This window comes from Litorerythrobacter xanthomarinus (assembly GCF_046254955.1).
Lineage (GTDB): Bacteria > Pseudomonadota > Alphaproteobacteria > Sphingomonadales > Sphingomonadaceae > Qipengyuania_C.
On sequence record NZ_JBJXRG010000001.1, the window covers coordinates 511,658 to 526,577 of the forward strand.

General features: G+C 59.8%; 15 protein-coding genes. 10 read left to right on the forward strand and 5 right to left on the reverse strand.

Annotated features, from left to right (window positions below; all coding sequences use genetic code 11):
- Positions 1–50: 50 nt before the first annotated feature.
- Together ACEWMW_RS02645 and ACEWMW_RS02650 are read left to right on the forward strand one after the other, a co-directional pair.
- Positions 51–653 carry a DUF4136 domain-containing protein gene (locus ACEWMW_RS02645; protein WP_409412340.1) on the forward strand — a complete coding sequence of 201 codons (603 nt, stop codon included), beginning with the start codon at positions 51–53 and terminating at the stop codon, positions 651–653.
- Positions 653–1,792: a M14 family metallopeptidase gene (locus tag ACEWMW_RS02650; protein WP_409412341.1), complete on the forward strand. Its 1,140-nt coding sequence runs from the start codon at positions 653–655 to the stop codon at positions 1,790–1,792. The genes ACEWMW_RS02645 and ACEWMW_RS02650 overlap by 1 nt, the downstream gene beginning before the upstream one ends.
- Here the strand turns inward: ACEWMW_RS02650 and ACEWMW_RS02655 are convergent.
- Both ACEWMW_RS02655 and ACEWMW_RS02660 read right to left on the reverse strand, forming a co-directional pair.
- Positions 1,789–2,556, reverse strand: coding sequence for a chromophore lyase CpcT/CpeT (locus ACEWMW_RS02655; RefSeq protein WP_409412342.1), 768 nt, complete (start codon positions 2,554–2,556; stop codon positions 1,789–1,791). The genes ACEWMW_RS02650 and ACEWMW_RS02655 overlap by 4 nt on opposite strands.
- Positions 2,557–2,693: 137 nt before the next feature.
- Positions 2,694–3,671 carry an NAD(P)H-dependent flavin oxidoreductase gene (locus tag ACEWMW_RS02660; RefSeq protein WP_409412343.1) on the reverse strand — a complete coding sequence of 326 codons (978 nt, stop codon included), beginning with the start codon at positions 3,669–3,671 and terminating at the stop codon, positions 2,694–2,696.
- 127 nt (positions 3,672–3,798) lie between these two features.
- On the opposite strand from ACEWMW_RS02660, the gene mtnP reads away from it, so the two are divergent.
- Positions 3,799–4,686 (forward strand): S-methyl-5'-thioadenosine phosphorylase, encoded by an 888-nt coding sequence (gene mtnP / locus ACEWMW_RS02665; protein ID WP_409413593.1) that lies wholly within the window; start codon positions 3,799–3,801, stop codon positions 4,684–4,686.
- Here mtnP and fumC read toward each other — a convergent pair.
- On the reverse strand, positions 4,683–6,065 hold the full coding sequence (gene fumC / locus ACEWMW_RS02670) for a class II fumarate hydratase (RefSeq protein ID WP_409412344.1): 1,383 nt from the start codon (positions 6,063–6,065) through the stop codon (positions 4,683–4,685). The two genes, mtnP and fumC, sit on opposite strands and share 4 nt — an antisense overlap.
- A gap of 113 nt (positions 6,066–6,178) precedes the next feature.
- On the opposite strand from fumC, the gene ACEWMW_RS02675 reads away from it, so the two are divergent.
- The gene (locus tag ACEWMW_RS02675; protein ID WP_409412345.1) at positions 6,179–6,706 is read left to right on the forward strand and encodes a hypothetical protein; all 528 of its coding nucleotides are present in this window, start codon (positions 6,179–6,181) and stop codon (positions 6,704–6,706) included.
- Between the two features lie 53 nt (positions 6,707–6,759).
- Here ACEWMW_RS02675 and ACEWMW_RS02680 read toward each other — a convergent pair whose 3' ends face one another.
- Positions 6,760–9,030: a winged helix-turn-helix domain-containing protein gene (locus ACEWMW_RS02680; protein WP_409412346.1), complete on the reverse strand. Its 2,271-nt coding sequence runs from the start codon at positions 9,028–9,030 to the stop codon at positions 6,760–6,762.
- Positions 9,031–9,270: 240 nt separating this feature from the next.
- Here ACEWMW_RS02680 and ACEWMW_RS02685 point away from each other — a divergent pair, with 240 nt between their 5' ends.
- The 3 genes from ACEWMW_RS02685 (at position 9,271) to ACEWMW_RS02695 (ending at position 11,161) form a co-directional block, all read left to right on the forward strand.
- The gene (locus tag ACEWMW_RS02685) at positions 9,271–9,615 is read left to right on the forward strand and encodes a UrcA family protein (protein WP_409412347.1); all 345 of its coding nucleotides are present in this window, start codon (positions 9,271–9,273) and stop codon (positions 9,613–9,615) included.
- Positions 9,616–9,780: 165 nt separating this feature from the next.
- Complete coding sequence (gene dcd, locus ACEWMW_RS02690; RefSeq protein WP_409412348.1) at positions 9,781–10,335, forward strand: dCTP deaminase; 555 nt, start codon at positions 9,781–9,783, stop codon at positions 10,333–10,335.
- Between the two features lie 40 nt (positions 10,336–10,375).
- Entirely contained in the window at positions 10,376–11,161 is a 786-nt protein-coding gene (locus ACEWMW_RS02695) for a hypothetical protein (protein WP_409412349.1), read from the forward strand.
- A gap of 2 nt (positions 11,162–11,163) precedes the next feature.
- On the opposite strand, the gene ACEWMW_RS02700 is transcribed toward ACEWMW_RS02695, so the two are convergent.
- Positions 11,164–11,850, reverse strand: a complete 687-nt coding sequence (locus ACEWMW_RS02700; protein ID WP_409412350.1) for a winged helix-turn-helix transcriptional regulator — start codon at positions 11,848–11,850, stop codon at positions 11,164–11,166.
- Positions 11,851–12,035: 185 nt separating this feature from the next.
- Here ACEWMW_RS02700 and ACEWMW_RS02705 point away from each other — a divergent pair, with 185 nt between their 5' ends.
- The 3 genes from ACEWMW_RS02705 (at position 12,036) to ACEWMW_RS02715 (ending at position 14,920) form a co-directional block, all read left to right on the forward strand.
- Positions 12,036–12,347 carry a UrcA family protein gene (locus ACEWMW_RS02705; RefSeq protein WP_409412351.1) on the forward strand — a complete coding sequence of 104 codons (312 nt, stop codon included), beginning with the start codon at positions 12,036–12,038 and terminating at the stop codon, positions 12,345–12,347.
- A 122-nt stretch (positions 12,348–12,469) separates the two neighbouring features.
- Positions 12,470–13,663: an acyl-CoA dehydrogenase family protein gene (locus ACEWMW_RS02710; protein WP_409412352.1), complete on the forward strand. Its 1,194-nt coding sequence runs from the start codon at positions 12,470–12,472 to the stop codon at positions 13,661–13,663.
- A 75-nt stretch (positions 13,664–13,738) separates the two neighbouring features.
- Positions 13,739–14,920 carry a saccharopine dehydrogenase family protein gene (locus ACEWMW_RS02715; RefSeq protein WP_409412353.1) on the forward strand — a complete coding sequence of 394 codons (1,182 nt, stop codon included), beginning with the start codon at positions 13,739–13,741 and terminating at the stop codon, positions 14,918–14,920.

Below are 14,920 nucleotides of genomic sequence, written 5' to 3' on the forward strand. Positions count from 1 at the left end.
GTTAGTAGACGGAGCCGCATTTCGAGCTCCGCACCACAAGGAGCCGTACCATGAAGCTTCCAAAACTAGTCCTGCTGTCGCTGGGAACAATCGGCCTTGCAGGCTGCGCTACGGCGCCCGGCCCTGTCGAAGTCACTCGCTTTCACGATGCTGCCGCAATTGCGCAGGTAGGCTCCGGAACGATCTTTATCGAGGCAGCGCCCGGCGAGGATGCTTCGGGCCTCGAATTGGCTCCTTATAAATCAGCTGTTGCACGCGAGCTTGCCGCGCTCGGATATCGCGAGACTAGCCGCGAGGATGCGCAGCACATCGCACAGGTTGCGCTCGACCGTTACATCTCGCGAGAGGGCAACCGGCGCGGCCCCGTGAGTGTAGGCGTGGGCGGTTCCACAGGCGGGTACCGCTCGGGTGTCGGCATGGGTATCGGGATCAACCTGGGCGGCGGAGCGAAGGACCTCGTCGACACTGAACTGGCAGTCGCGATCAAGGACAAGGCCAGCGAGAGCAATATCTGGGAAGGCCGCGCACAATTTGCGGTCAAGGAGAACTCTGAGCTTGCACGCGCCGATGCCAATGCGCAAACGGTCGCTTCGGCGCTGTTCCGGGAATTCCCGGGTGGCAATGGTGAAACAGTGGAAGTCTGGGTGCAGTAGTGACATCAATCGCAATCGATGCGGAATTTGATAGCGGGAATATCGAAGTTCGCTCGATCGATGGGAACAGCGCAGTTCTGGTGATCCGCAAGGACCACCTGTCGGAATTTGCGCAATGGTTCCATTTCCGTGTGAGCGGCGCTGCCGGCCGCGAATTGGAGCTCAAGATCGTCGATCTGTCGCAGTCTGCTTATCCGGCAGGCTGGCCTGGCTATAATGCCTGTGTCAGCGAAGATCGCGAATATTGGGCGCGCGCTACAAGCACTTACGACAAAGCCGCAGACGGCGGCTGTCTGACAATCCGCTACACGCCTGCCAGCGACATCGCCTGGTTTGCCTATTTCCCGCCCTATTCGATGGAGCGTCACCAAGATCTGGTCGCCGAAGCGGCTGCGAGCGAGGGCGTCGACTATCGTAGGCTGGGTGAAACACTGGATGGACAGCCGCTCGATTGCCTCGAGCTGGGCGATGGCGATACACAGGTATGGCTCTATGCGCGCCAGCATCCCGGTGAGAGCATGGCCGAATGGTGGATGGAAGGCGCGCTCGAATGCCTGACCGATCCGGGCGATCCGGTGGGCCGGGCGCTCAGGCAGCGCTGCCGTTTTCATATCGTCCCCAATTGTAATCCGGATGGATCGCGCCGCGGCCATCTGCGGACCAATGCGGTGGGCTCGAACCTCAATCGCGAGTGGGCTGAGCCAACTCCTGAAAAATCACCCGAGGTTCTCGCTATCCGCAATGCGATGGATGAAAGCGGCGTCGACTTTGCAATGGACGTGCATGGCGATGAAGCGATTGCCGCCGTGTTCCTCGCCGGTTTCGAAGGTATCCCTTCGTGGACCGAGGGTCTGAAGGCGAGCTATGACCGCTACAAATCAATCCTCGATCGCCGCACACCCGATTTCCAGACCAGAAAAGGTTATCCGGTAGCCAAACCCGGCACGGCCAACCTCTCCATGAGCACCAACCAGGTCGCCGAGCGCTTCGGCGCGACGTCCATGACGCTCGAGATGCCCTTCAAGGACAATGACGATTTGCCCGATGCCGAGCAGGGCTGGAGTCCCGAACGGTGCAAGGTGCTCGCGCGGGATTGCGTCGCCAGCTTGCTTGAGTGGCTAGATGAGCGCGAAGCCTAGTCTTCCGACAGGTCACTCAAGCAGTCGGGCTTGGACGAACCGCCTTCCCCACCCTCGAATGCGCATCCTAGCGGGCTGATTCGCTCCGAGATATTTGGCGCCTCGCCGCGCATTCCGAAGAGATATTCTCCATCGAGCGACAGACCGTGGTCAGCAAAATGCATCTCGTCTCTCGCCAGCACCAGATATTCTTCCAAGACAATTTCCTGACCGTAGGCGGGCGAATCGAAGGTGCATGCGCCGGGCTTGATGTCACCTCGAAAGCGGTCGCCGTGCCAACGCCAAAACAGGTCGCAGCCCTCCCACACGGTAGTGTCATCGGGAGATATGTCGGCCAGAAGTGAGACATCGCGATAGGCGCCAAGTAGCGATTGCTGATCGGCGGGCACGTGTACCGTCAATCGGATCGCCTGCTCACTTTCATCGATTGCGATCACGTAGATTCGCTGGCGATAGACCTCGCCTTCCGGAGACGCGCCTTCAAGCCAACGGCGCTGCTCGGCATAGAAGGTTATCTCGTCGAAATGCGGCAAGTCGACCTGGCGGAAGATCGAATAGCGGCGGTAGTTGCGATCTTCATCCGGAACACCAGCAGCCACCTCATTCTCGACCTGCGCCGCACTGTCATAGCGGCCGGGAAACCACTCGAGAAACAGCTCGAGCTGCTCTTCCAGGGTTTTCGGGTCCGGCGGCGCCTCGTGAGCCGTGGCGGGGTTCGCGAATGCCATGGCAGCGAAGAACGTTACAACAAGCTGTCGGATCATTTGCCCGTCCTAACCCGCACTCGATCGTGGCGAAAGCGCCCTAACTTGCGGCGAGCCACCCTCATTGGGCGCGCTGAACCTATAAGCAAGCTCAGACCTTCAGCGCCAATGCGTCCCTGTCGGCTTCGCGCTGCAAGTCAGGCCGCAAGAAATCCAGTCAGGCGCTTGGCGATGATTTCGTCCGCTTCGGCCATGATCCGGTCGATCAGCTCCTTGCAGGTCGGGATGTCATTGATTAGCCCGGCGACCATGCCGCACGACCATGCGCCCGCATCCATCTCGCCTTCCATCATGATCTTGGGATAAACACCCGCGACCTGCTCGATGATATCTTCGAACTGGAGGTCGCTGCCCTTCTCGCGCTCGATTTCGAGCAATTCCTCGACTGCCGAGTTGGTAAGGACGCGCTCGGTATTGCGCAGCGGGCGCATCACCAGCCGCGTATCGAGCTCGCTCGCTGCGACGATTGCCTGCTTCACATTCTCGTGCACCGGCGCTTCCTTCGTGGCGATAAAGCGCGTGCCCATATTCATGCCCTCCGCTCCCATCGCCAGGCTGGCGACAAGGCTGCGGCCATCGGCCTGTCCGCCGCTGGCGACAAAGGGAATTTCCAGCTCGTCCGCAGCGCGCGGCAGCAAGATCATGTTCGGAATATCGTCTTCTCCCGGATGCCCGCCGCATTCGAAGCCGTCGACCGAGACGGCGTCGCACCCGATCGACTGGGCCTTGAGCGAATGGCGAACGCTGGTGCATTTGTGGATCACCTTGACCCCGGCTTCCTTGAAAAAGGGCAGCACCTGCGCCGGATTGTTGCCCGCGGTTTCGACCGCCTTGATGCCGCTATCGATGATGACTTTGACGAGGCCGGGATAGTCCGGCGCATTCACCGTCGGCAGGAAGGTCAGGTTCACGCCGAATGGCTTGTCGGTCATGTCCTTGCACTTGGCGATCTCGTCGGCGAGTTTTTCGGGTGTGCCCAAAGTCAGCCCGGTGATGATGCCCAGCCCGCCTGCATTGGAAACCGCTGCGGCCATCTCGGCAAAGCCGACAAAGTGCATGCCGCCCTGGATAATCGGATGCTCGATACCAAACATTTCGGTGATGCGGGTCTTCATGGCAAGTTCCTCCAATAACTTCGGTAATTGTTTCTCGTTTCAAACCTTGGCGAGGAGCAAGCGCTCTGGCAAGAACCACCCGGCCGACGCCGCTGCAATGCTGCTTCGCCGTAACGGAAGGATCGCAATGAGCAGCGAATGGACCATTGGAATCATCGGCGGATCGGGGCTCTACGCACTCGATTCGCTGGAAGACGCGCAGTGGATCGCAGTTAAATCTCCTTTCGGTGAGCCGTCCGATGAGATCCTGTGCGGCCGGATCGGTGATGTCCGCGTGCGGTTCTTGCCCCGTCACGGTCGTGGCCACGCCATCTCGCCGACGGACCTCAACGCGCGCGCCAATATCGATGCACTCAAGCGCGCGGGATGCACAGACATACTTGCGATTTCGGCAGTCGGATCGCTGCGCGAAGAATTGCCTCCGGGTCATTTCGTTGCCGTCGACCAGTTCATCGACCGCACCAAGGCGCGGACCGACAGCTTCTTCGGCAGCGGCTTCGTCACCCACGTCTCGATGGCCGATCCGGTGTGCTCACGGATGGCGGAACTCGCCGCCAATGCGGTGAAGAAATCGGGCGGCCCGGTCACCAAAGGCGGGACCTATCTCGCCATGGAAGGGCCGCAGTTTTCGACCCGCGCGGAGAGCAAGCTGTTCCGCGAATGGGGCGCGGATGTGATCGGGATGACGGGCTATCCCGAGGCGCGCCTCGCACGCGAGGCCGAGCTGCCTTACGCATTGCTCGGCATGGTCACCGATTATGACGCATGGCGCGACGACGAAGAAGGTGTGGATGTCGCTGCGGTAATTGAGCAGATGAACGCCAATAGCGAGCTCGCGCGCAAGACGGTTGAAGCCCTCATAACGGCGCTACCGGATAAACGCGAACCTTCTCCGATAGACACTGCGCTGGATGACGCGGTGATCACCGCGCCCGACAAGCATGATCCGCACGTCGTGGCCAAGCTCGATGCGGTAGCGGGACGATTGCTACGGGCGGCACGCGGCGACGGCTAGGTCATCGTTTCCGGGCGCACGATTCGGTCGAATTCTACCTCGCTCACATAGCCTAGAGCCAATGCTGCCTCGCGCAGGGTCGAGCCCTCCTTATGCGCTTTTTTGGCGATCTCGGCCGCCCTGTCATAGCCGATATGCGGGGCCAGCGCGGTCACCAGCATGAGCGAGCTTTCGACGAGTTCACCGATCCGCTCGCGATTGGGCGCGATCCCGATCACCAGATTGTCCGTGAAACTGCGCGCGGCATCGCCAAGGAGGTTGATCGATTGCAGCAGCGCGTTCCCGATTACCGGACGATAGACATTCAGTTCGAACTGGCCCTGGCTCCCTGCAAACTGCACGGTCGTCTGATTGCCCATGACTTGCGCACAGACCTGCGTCAGCGCTTCGCACTGGGTCGGGTTGATCTTGCCCGGCATGATCGAAGATCCGGGCTCGTTGGCAGGCAGCGAGAGCTCGCCCAGCCCGGCGCGCGGACCGCTTGCCAAATAGCGGATATCATTGGCGATCTTGAACAGGCCTGCAGCGCAGGAGGCGAGCGCGCCGTGGCAGAACACGAGTGAATCCTCGCTGGCGAGAGCTGCGAATTTGTCCGGCGCGCTGGTGAATGGGAGACCCGTTACGTCCGCCACTTCCGCCGCGAATTCCTTGCCGAACCCATCAGGGGCATTGAGCCCGGTGCCGACCGCCGTGCCGCCTTGAGCGAGCTCCATCACGCCAGGAAGCGTGGCCTCGATCCGCGCGATTGCCTGTTCGACCTGCGCTGCATATCCGCCGAACTCCTGCGCCAGCGTCAGCGGCACCGCGTCCTGCGTATGCGTGCGCCCGATCTTGACGATATCGCCCCACTCGCTGGCCTTATCTGATAGTGCATCATGCAGGTGCCGTAGAGCCGGGAGGAGCACGCCATTGATCGCGCGCGCCGCCGCGATGTGGATCGCGGTGGGGATCGTGTCGTTCGACGACTGGCTCATGTTGACGTGATCGTTGGGATGGACCGGTGACTTCGCTCCCGCCTTGCCACCAAGCGCAATATTCGCTTTGTTTGCAATCACTTCATTGGCATTCATGTTGGACTGCGTGCCGGATCCAGTCTGCCACACTGGCAAGGGAAAATGATCGTCCAGTTCGCCTGCCGCGACCTTCGCCGCCGCATCCGCAATCGCCTCGGCCAGTTTCTCGTCCAGCCCCGCCAGCCGCGCATTGACCTTCGCTGCGGCAGCCTTGATCACGCCCAGCGCATGGACGATCTCGCGCGGCATCTTCTCGTTCCCGATGCGGAAATTCTCCAGCGAGCGCTGCGTTTGCGCACCCCACAGCCGGTCAGCGGGGACCTCGACCTCGCCCATGGTGTCGCTTTCAACGCGCATTTCCGTCATCAGATCAGCCCTTTCGTTGCGGTGCTTGCATGCCAGATTTTCGCGAATAGACCTACCATAGATGATGCGAGATCACTGGGCATTCATGTGAGACCTCGTTAGATAGACCCGCTATGGGCCGCCTGTTTCGCATATTCGCCGCAATGCTTGCGTTTTGCGCCGCAAGCGCTGCGCAAGCCGAGATCCAACTCAGTTTTCACAGCTTCAACGGGTCGGTGATGTTCGGCCGTTATCCGCATGCTTTTGTTGTGATGGAAGGCAAGCTGGAAGACGGCACTCCGATCAACGAGAATTACGGCTTCACGGCCAAGAAAGTCTCGCCCGCGATTCTCTCCGGCCCGGTGTATCACGACATCCTGATCGAGAAGCAGAAGTACATCACCAAGACCAATCGCCACTTCACCGTCATGATTGACGATGCAAAATACTGGGCGATCCGAGAGGAGGTCGACAAGTGGCGCAACGCGCCGGGCAAGTTCTACGATCTGGATACCAACAACTGCATCCATTTCGTCGGCACAATCGCGAAGATAGTAGGGATAAGGATTGTCTACCCTGAAGACATGCTGCACCGCCCGAAGAAATGGCTCAACCATATAACCGGGCTCAATCCGCAGCTGGGGGCGAAGCGGATCAAGTAGGTACGATCTGTACTGACGGATCGCGCTGACCGCAGGCAACCTCGGCGCGGCCCTTACAAAGCAAGGATCTCCGCACGCTCCTTCGCCAAGTTCGCCCTCACCGGAGCAAGCACGCTGACAAGCGCCGGGTTTGATCGGAGCGAATCCCAGATCGCATCATCGGAGATGGGGCCCTGTGCTGCCACTCCCGGACTCTGACTGTTGTAAGGCCAGCCCAATCCAACCGCAGAACCTATTGCTGCGATCGCACGCGCTGTTTCGCCTTTCGCGGCCGCAAGGTTTGCCTCGAGCAGCGCTGCAGTCATGCTAGGGGGTGCTTGGTTCCAAAGCGCGATCGATTTTTCCGCCAGGGCGAACAATGCCTGGCTTTCTTCCTTCCTGCCCTCTTCGCGGAGTGCTACGCCAACATAGGTTGCGACTTGCGGAATGAAGTGATGGGCTCTCACACCCGACATCGCATATCGTTCGAGTGCCTCGGGCGAGCCGAATGCCTCGTCGTAATAGCCGACAAGCTGCGCAGTTCGACCATCGGTAACGAGCGAAGTCGAGCCACCGATCACCAGCGGAAGAGTTGCGAAAAACTTGTCTCCGTCAATGCCGAGCGCATCCATATCTTCTTGGGGCGGAAGCTTTCCGACGATGGCACCATTGATGACCGCCGCCATACCCGTCACCGGCAAATCAGCTGGCAATACGTCCAGCAGTTTTCCCTGATTGGTGAGCTGCAAGCCAAGGAGCTGACGTTCACGCGGCGAAAGCACAGGCATCACAGCATTCATCACTCTGAAGAACTCGGACTGCTCTCCGCGGCGCAAGGCAATGCGTGCTTGTGCAACATCTGCCTGCCACGGCTCAGCCGCCGCCGTCACAATTATTTGATCAATCCGGTCGGCCCCCTCTGGATCTCCAATTCCGCGGAGATAGTATGAAGCTTGCCAAGCGCGATCCCAAAGCGGGTCCAGTTCCACGACTCTCGTCATCGCTTTCGGCATATCAGTGAGGTATTCGGGGTGGTCGGTTGCCGCGCCAAGCCACAACCAACTTTCAGCATCGCCAGGATCCAGCTCTATCGCCCGTCGCAAGAGCGCAACTCGTGACTCCGCGTCTGGGGCCAGAAATCCGGATATTTTGAGCGCTTCGACAGAGTTTGCATCCAGTTCCAGGGCTGTTTTGGCGTATTGAACAGCATCCCGTTCCGCAGACGGATCGCCAACCAGCGCGCCTAGCAGAGCCGTGGCTTTTGCCCGGGCACTCCATCCTCCCGCAAAACTCGAGTTTCTCTCGACGACACCTGCCAGAATATCGGCAGCCCCCTCAAGTTGGTCTGGTTGGCGCGAAGCGATCATGCCTCGCGCGGCCAGAAACAGTTGGTAGTCTGCGTCAGAGACCTGGGCATCCACTCGCCCTTGGCTCGCTTCAAGATCCAGGGCCATGGCGATCTTGCGCGCGACCCGTGTTGGCAGCGTTTCCGAGCTATCCAATGACGACGCGACGCTCTCGCGCCAGATGGCCTTCCCGGTTTCAGTACTGACAAGCTCCAGGTGCAAGATCGTTCGATCGGACGCGGCTTCGATTGATCCATTCAGAATGGCATCTGTCTTTAGCAATCTCCCGATGTCCTGAACGCTGCTCTCATGGGCCAGCAATTGCTTGGCGCTCTCCGGGACGGTGACCTCCAGGTCAGGATGCCTGGCCAATTCGGATTGGAGCTCTGAAGCGATGCCCGTGGCATAGAATGCGTCAGTGCCCTCATGCGCTTCAAGAGACAGCATAGCAATCGATACGCGCTCTTGCCCGGTGCCGAATTGCGAGACCGCGAAAAGCGAAACTGCCGCCAAGACAGCGAGAATCGCGATGCCGATAGCCGCCGATCTGGTGTTCAAGCCCAAAATCCTTCGCGCCGGAGCGGCTGAGGTTGTGGGTTGCGCTTCGGCCGCACCGTCCGCGTCGTCAGCGATCAGTATCCGGTATCCCACCTTGGGAATCGTCTCGATCGAGACCACTTCGCCAGTTGTATCGCGCAAGCTGGTCCTAAGCAGCGAGATAACTCGGTTGATCGACGCATCGCCAACTATTCGGCCATCCCAGCACTGGCGGATCAAATCGTCTTTTGAAAGCGTGCGCGTGCCTGCCCGTGATAGCGCGACCAAAACCACCATTACTTTGGGTTCCAAAGTCGCATCCGCCAAGGTGCCGGAGATTAATCGCCGAGATGGCGCCACGGACAGAGGACCCAGCACGAAGTCATCGATATGTGCCAAATCGACGTGTCCGATCACGTCACCAACTTCGTGCTGATCTTCTATCTTGCCCGACTGATCCATCGATAACCCCCCAGAGTCGCAGGCGTTGCTTCAATGCACGGGGACCGTGTCCGCTATGCAGTCACATTACGGTTTTAGGGGGAGGAGTCACCCAGAAAGGCACAATATAAGCTTTCGATAAGAAAAAAATTGTCAAACTAGAATGGTTTGCTTGGCGCGTCATAAGCAGTGCTTCCTCATCATCATGGTCATCCGATCAACGGATCACTCGAACCATGAAACGCACTGAGGAGAAGTCACATGTTCAAGAACATCACAAGCGCAGTATTTGTCACCACGCTCGCTACGCTGCCGGTATCCGCGCAAGCTCAAGATGTCCCGCCCGAAGTCGTCATCAGTTATGCGGACCTCAATCTCGAATCCAAAGCCGGCGAAGAAATTCTTGAACGCCGCATCCGCAAAGCGGTCGAGAAAGTTTGCGGCGGCCCCGCCCTAAAAATCAACCTGTCATTCGCTCGGCCAATCCGCGAATGCGTCAAGCAGGTTTCGCTCGACGCTGCGAAAGCGAAAAATGCTGCCGTAGCCTCGTACAACGCGGAGCGCCTGGCAATTCGAGATCGGAAAATTCGGCTCGCCGCTCGCTGAAGGTTTCACTTACCCCGTCGTGCGAGATCAGTCCTTCGCACGGCAACCTTGAGCCCGGGCACCTGGTGTCCGGGCTCATCCTTGGTCCACTCCCGCATCCCAGACTCCCACAGCTTCCTGCCGCCCGCGCTTGCCCTGCCCGCCGCTATCGGGAATCAGTCGCGCATGGCGATTCTTTCCGACAAGTGGATCCGCGAGAAGGCGCAAGGCGAAGGCATGATCGAGCCTTTCGTCGAAGCGCAGCGGCGCGAGGGCTGCATTTCCTACGGTCTCTCGAGCTTCGGCTATGACGCGCGCGTCGCGCCCGAGTTCAAGATCTTTACCAATGTCGATAGCGCGGTGGTCGATCCGAAGGACTTCGACGGCAAGAGCCTGGTCGACCGGGAGACCGACGTCTGCATCATTCCGCCCAATTCCTTCGCGCTCGCCCGCACGGTCGAGTATTTCCGCATCCCCGAAGACGTGCTGGTGATCTGCCTCGGCAAATCGACTTATGCGCGCTGCGGGATCATCGTGAATGTGACCCCGCTCGAGCCAGGCTGGGAAGGCCACGTGACGCTGGAATTTTCCAACACCACGCCGCTTCCGGCGAAGATCTACGCCAACGAAGGCGCCTGCCAGTTCCTGTTCCTGCAAGGCAACGAGCGGCCCGAAGTCACCTATGCCGACCGCGCGGGCAAATATATGGGCCAGCGCGGCGTGACGCTGCCGCGTTTATGATTGCGGCCATAGCCGGACGCGCTGAACGTAATCGAGCCAGATGGCCGTAGCCAAATATCCTTTCTGGTGCGTCGTTCCGGGGGACCGCGATGGCGAATACATCCTTCCGGTGATGCCGCCCGCCACGGTCGGACCCGAAGGGGCGCCGCATGTGATGGGCGGCGTTGCCCACGCTGCTGTTGTAGATGCCCTCCAGCTGGCAAGCGATCAGCCGCTGCTGTGGTCGCATGTACAGTTTCTTGCCCCGACGACTCATGCCGAAGAACTTACCATCCGCTGCGAACAATGCGGCGGCGGGCAGGCGGTGGGCCAATGGCTCGCGGAGGTGCGCGTCAACGGCAATCTCACTCACCGGGCCAGCGCGGCTTTGGGCGCGCGCGAGCCGAGCGAGCAGACAATCTTCGCCGCGATGCCCAATGTGCCGGGACCGGACGAATCCGAAGCGCTGCCGACTCCCGAATGGAGCCAGCCAGGCGCCTTGTTTGATCAGTTCGAAATGCGCGTGGCGTTGCAAGACAATGATGGCGGCAGGCGGGCGCTATGGAGCCGCTCGACCGCGGAGGTCACCCCAAACGCAGGATGGCTCGCGATTGTATCGGACTTCTTCCTCGGTTCGCATCCTGCCTCGCAGGGAGGGCGCAGCCTCGATGATCTCTACCGCTTCGTCCAGGCCGGAGAACCCGGCTGGGTGCTGACCTACATCGAATTTTCCTCATTCGATCGCGGAGTGGTCCACGGCTCTGCCAAGCACTACTCGGAAAGCGGCAAACTGCTTTCGATCTCTAGCCAAAGCGGCGTGCTGCCGCGCATACCGCTAGGAATTTGATCCTAGGCAGCCTGTCGTTCTTCAGCCTTCATCGGCGACAGCGGAAACCACAAGCTGGCGGTTCGCAGAAGCTGGGAATCGCCGGTTAAGGTCATCCGTTCTTCGCGCAGTGCCGTGTCGACTGAGCATTCGGCCATCCAGATTTCGATCAGCAATTCGAGCGGGGCATGGATGTACAGATTGACATCCTTTCCGGGGTCGTAATTGCACAGGTCGACTGTCTCTCCCTGGGCAACGACCCACCATTTGCCATGGTCTTCCACATCGGTGAGCGTGAATGCGAAGACGGTTTCTCCGTCCGGCAATTCGGTGAGATTGAGCGTTCGATGGAAGTCCCACATTGCACCCGCAACGTCGACTCTCTCATCTCTGATATTGCGCTGGGCCCACTTCAGGCCCCATCGTCCAAGGAAGAAGATGAGCGGGCGACATTCTCGGCCAGAAGGCGTCAGGTGGTAGCTTGCCTGTTGACCGGTCCCGCCTCGCTTCGTCACGAGACCGTTCTCGCAGACCTGCTTGAGACGCCCGCTCAGAACTGAGGGCGAGATATTGGGTATCGCGACATTGAAGTCTGAATAGCGGCTAGCGCCGAGCATCATTGCCCGCAGGATTAGCAGTGTCCATTTGTCGCCAAGCAATTCTGCAGCTTTCGTTGCCGGACAATGAGACGTTACTTGTGCTTTGGCCACGGATCTCTCCCCTGAGCAACCTTACCAAAAACGTCGATATTTGGCCATACTACGAAATTCGTAGTGACTTTCTCCCAAAACCGTAGCGCCCAACTTCGGATCGCGAACTATCGAGAAAAACAACCAACCAGCATTGTCTCCTCATCGCCAACAACGGTGAAACACATCAAATGAGGAGAACATCAATGACCAATACAATCACTACGAAATTCGCGAGCGCCGTCATCGCCTTGGTACTGAGCACCGTATCAATGGCTGAAGTTACGTCGGCTCAAACCGTCGATCCGGTATCTGCTCAGAGCGAGACGGTTGAATTCTCTTATACTGCCCAAGAGCTTGCCACCGCAGAAGGTGCAGAAGCGCTTGAAGAGCGCATCGACATTTTCTCTCGTCGCGTTTGCCACAATTCAAACGCACTGTTCCCGATCGAGCAGCGCCGCGATTGCCGCAAAAACGTCGCTGACCAGCTGCGTGAACAGATCTTCTTCGGCGGCTGAATCGAGCCATCAGGAATGGTCACAATGCCCAATGCAATCGGAAGCCCTGCTGGAACAACCAGCGGGCTTCTTGCATTTCGGCCTGGTATCCATTCAAGAAGAACGGGGAGGCAAACTTAATAATGTCCGGATTCCTGTTCGACCAATGGCGCAGCCGCTCGCCGCATTATGATGAAACGCACGAGGCGGTGTGCGACAGCGTGCGCAGATTCGTCACGCGCGAGATCATACCGCATGTCGATGAGTGGGAAGCGGCCGGGGAAATCCCGCGCGAACTGCACCGCAAGGCAGCCGAGGCGGGCGTTCTGGGTCTGGGCTTTCCCGAAGAATATGGCGGCAGCGGCACGATAGAAGACGGTGAGGAAGCCGGCTTCAACCGCTTCCATTCGCTGGTCCAGACCGAGGAGCTGTGCCGCCCCGGCGCGGGCGGTGTCCCCGCTTCGCTGATGATCCACGGGATTGGTCTGCCACCGGTTCTCGCACTGGGCAGCGAAGAATTGAAGGCGCGCATCGCGCCCGATGTGCTCGCGGGTGAAAAGATCATCTGCCTCGGCATTACTGAGCCGGGCGGCGGATCTGATGTCGCGAACCTCAAGACCCGGGCCGAGCGCAAGGGCGCAAGCTACATCGTCAATGGCGCGAAGACTCTGATCACTTCAGGCATGCGCGCGGATTACATCACGCTCGCGGTGCGCACAGGCGATGCCGGGATCGGCGGAATCTCCTTGCTGCTGGTCGAGCTTGATCGTCCCGGAGTCAGCCGCACGGGCCTGCAAAAAATGGGGTGGCATGCTTCCGATACGGCGACGATCCATTTCGACGATGTCGAAGTGCCCGCGGAAAACCTGATCGGACCGGAGAACCAGGGCTTTGCCGGGATCATGCGCAATTTCAATGGTGAACGCCTGGGCATGGCGCAGCAGGCTAATGCCGTTTCCCGTCTGTGCTACGAAGACGCGCTGGCCTGGGCGCAGGAGCGCGTGACTTTTGGCAAGCCGCTCTCGCAGCGTCAGGCGATCCGCCACAAGCTCGCCGATATGCACCGCCAGATCATCGCGACGCAGGCGCTGGTCGACCATTGTACCTATTCTGTCATTCAAGGCAGCGCGCAGCCTGGCGAGCTGGCGCTGCTAAAAGTGCAGGCCACCAGGACGATGGAATTCTGCGCACGCGAGGCCTGCCAGATCCTGGGCGGGGCGAGCTTCGTGCGCGGCAGCCGGGTCGAGCGGATCTACCGCGAGGTGCGGGTGATGGCGATCGGCGGCGGATCGGAAGAAATCATGTTCGACCTCGCCAGCCGCCAGTTCGGCTACTGAGGACAGGCGCGCGTTCCGTAACGGCTTTGACTCTCCGCCGCGCGGCGCGCATCACACAGTCAAAGGAGAAACCGCATGTCCAAAGCAGACCGCCCGCTCGATATCGTTGTTTATGGCGCCACCGGATACACCGGACGCCTCGTCGCCGAATATCTTGACCAGCATTATGGCAAACGCGAGGACGGGCCGAAATGGGCGATGGCCGGACGCAGCCAGACCAAGCTTGAGGAAGTGCGCAAGGAGATCGGCGCCGATGCCTCGGTCCCGCTCATTGTTGCCGATGCCGATGATCCCGCGAGCCTTGAGGATATGTGCAAGCAGACCAAAGTCGTCCTTACTACCGTCGGTCCGTACCAGCTCTACGGTGACGCACTCGTCGCCACCTGTGCGGCCACCGGCACTGACTACGCCGACTTGTGCGGCGAACCGGGCTGGATGGCCGAGAAGATCGCGGAACATCATGAAACCGCCAAGGCGCATGGCGCGCGGATCAGTTTCTCCTCTGGCTTCGATTCGATCCCCTTCGATCTCGGGGTTTTGATGCTGCAAAAGGAAGCGGAGAAGCGCTTCGGCAAGCCCGCGCCGCGCGTCAAGGGTCGCGTCCGCGCAATGGCGGGGACCTTTTCCGGCGGTACCGCCGCGAGCCTCACCGAGACCATGAAAGCGGTGGCGAAGAACCCCTCGCTCGTGAAGGTATTATCCAATCCCTTCGCGCTCACGCCAGGTTTCGAAGGGCCAGATCAGCCCAATGGCATGGTGCCGCGCTACGAAGACGGAGTTGGCAAATGGGCCGCGCCTTTCATCATGGCCTCGATCAACACCAAGAATGTCCACCGCACCAACTTCCTGCGCGGCCACCCCTATGGGGAAGACTTCCGCTATGACGAGATGATGCTCACCAGCCCCGGCGAAGCGGGCAAGGCCGCGGCCAACGCTGCGCTAGAAATGCTCAAGAACCCCTTCGGAGCCAAACCGCCCAAGCCGGGCGAAGGACCGACCCCGGAGCAGCGCGAGAACGGTTTCTATGACGTGCTGTTCATCGGCGAGATGCCCGATGGCGAAACCATCCACTACGGTGTCAAAGGCAAATACGATCCGGGCTATGGCTCGACCAGCCGGATGCTCGCCGAGACAGGAATCGCGCTGCTCGATAGCGACGCTGAAGGCGGCATAGGCACCCCGGGATCATTCCTCGGCGGGGACCTCGTGAATCGGCTCGAAGAGCACGCCGAAATCAGCTTCGCCTTGGAGAACTAG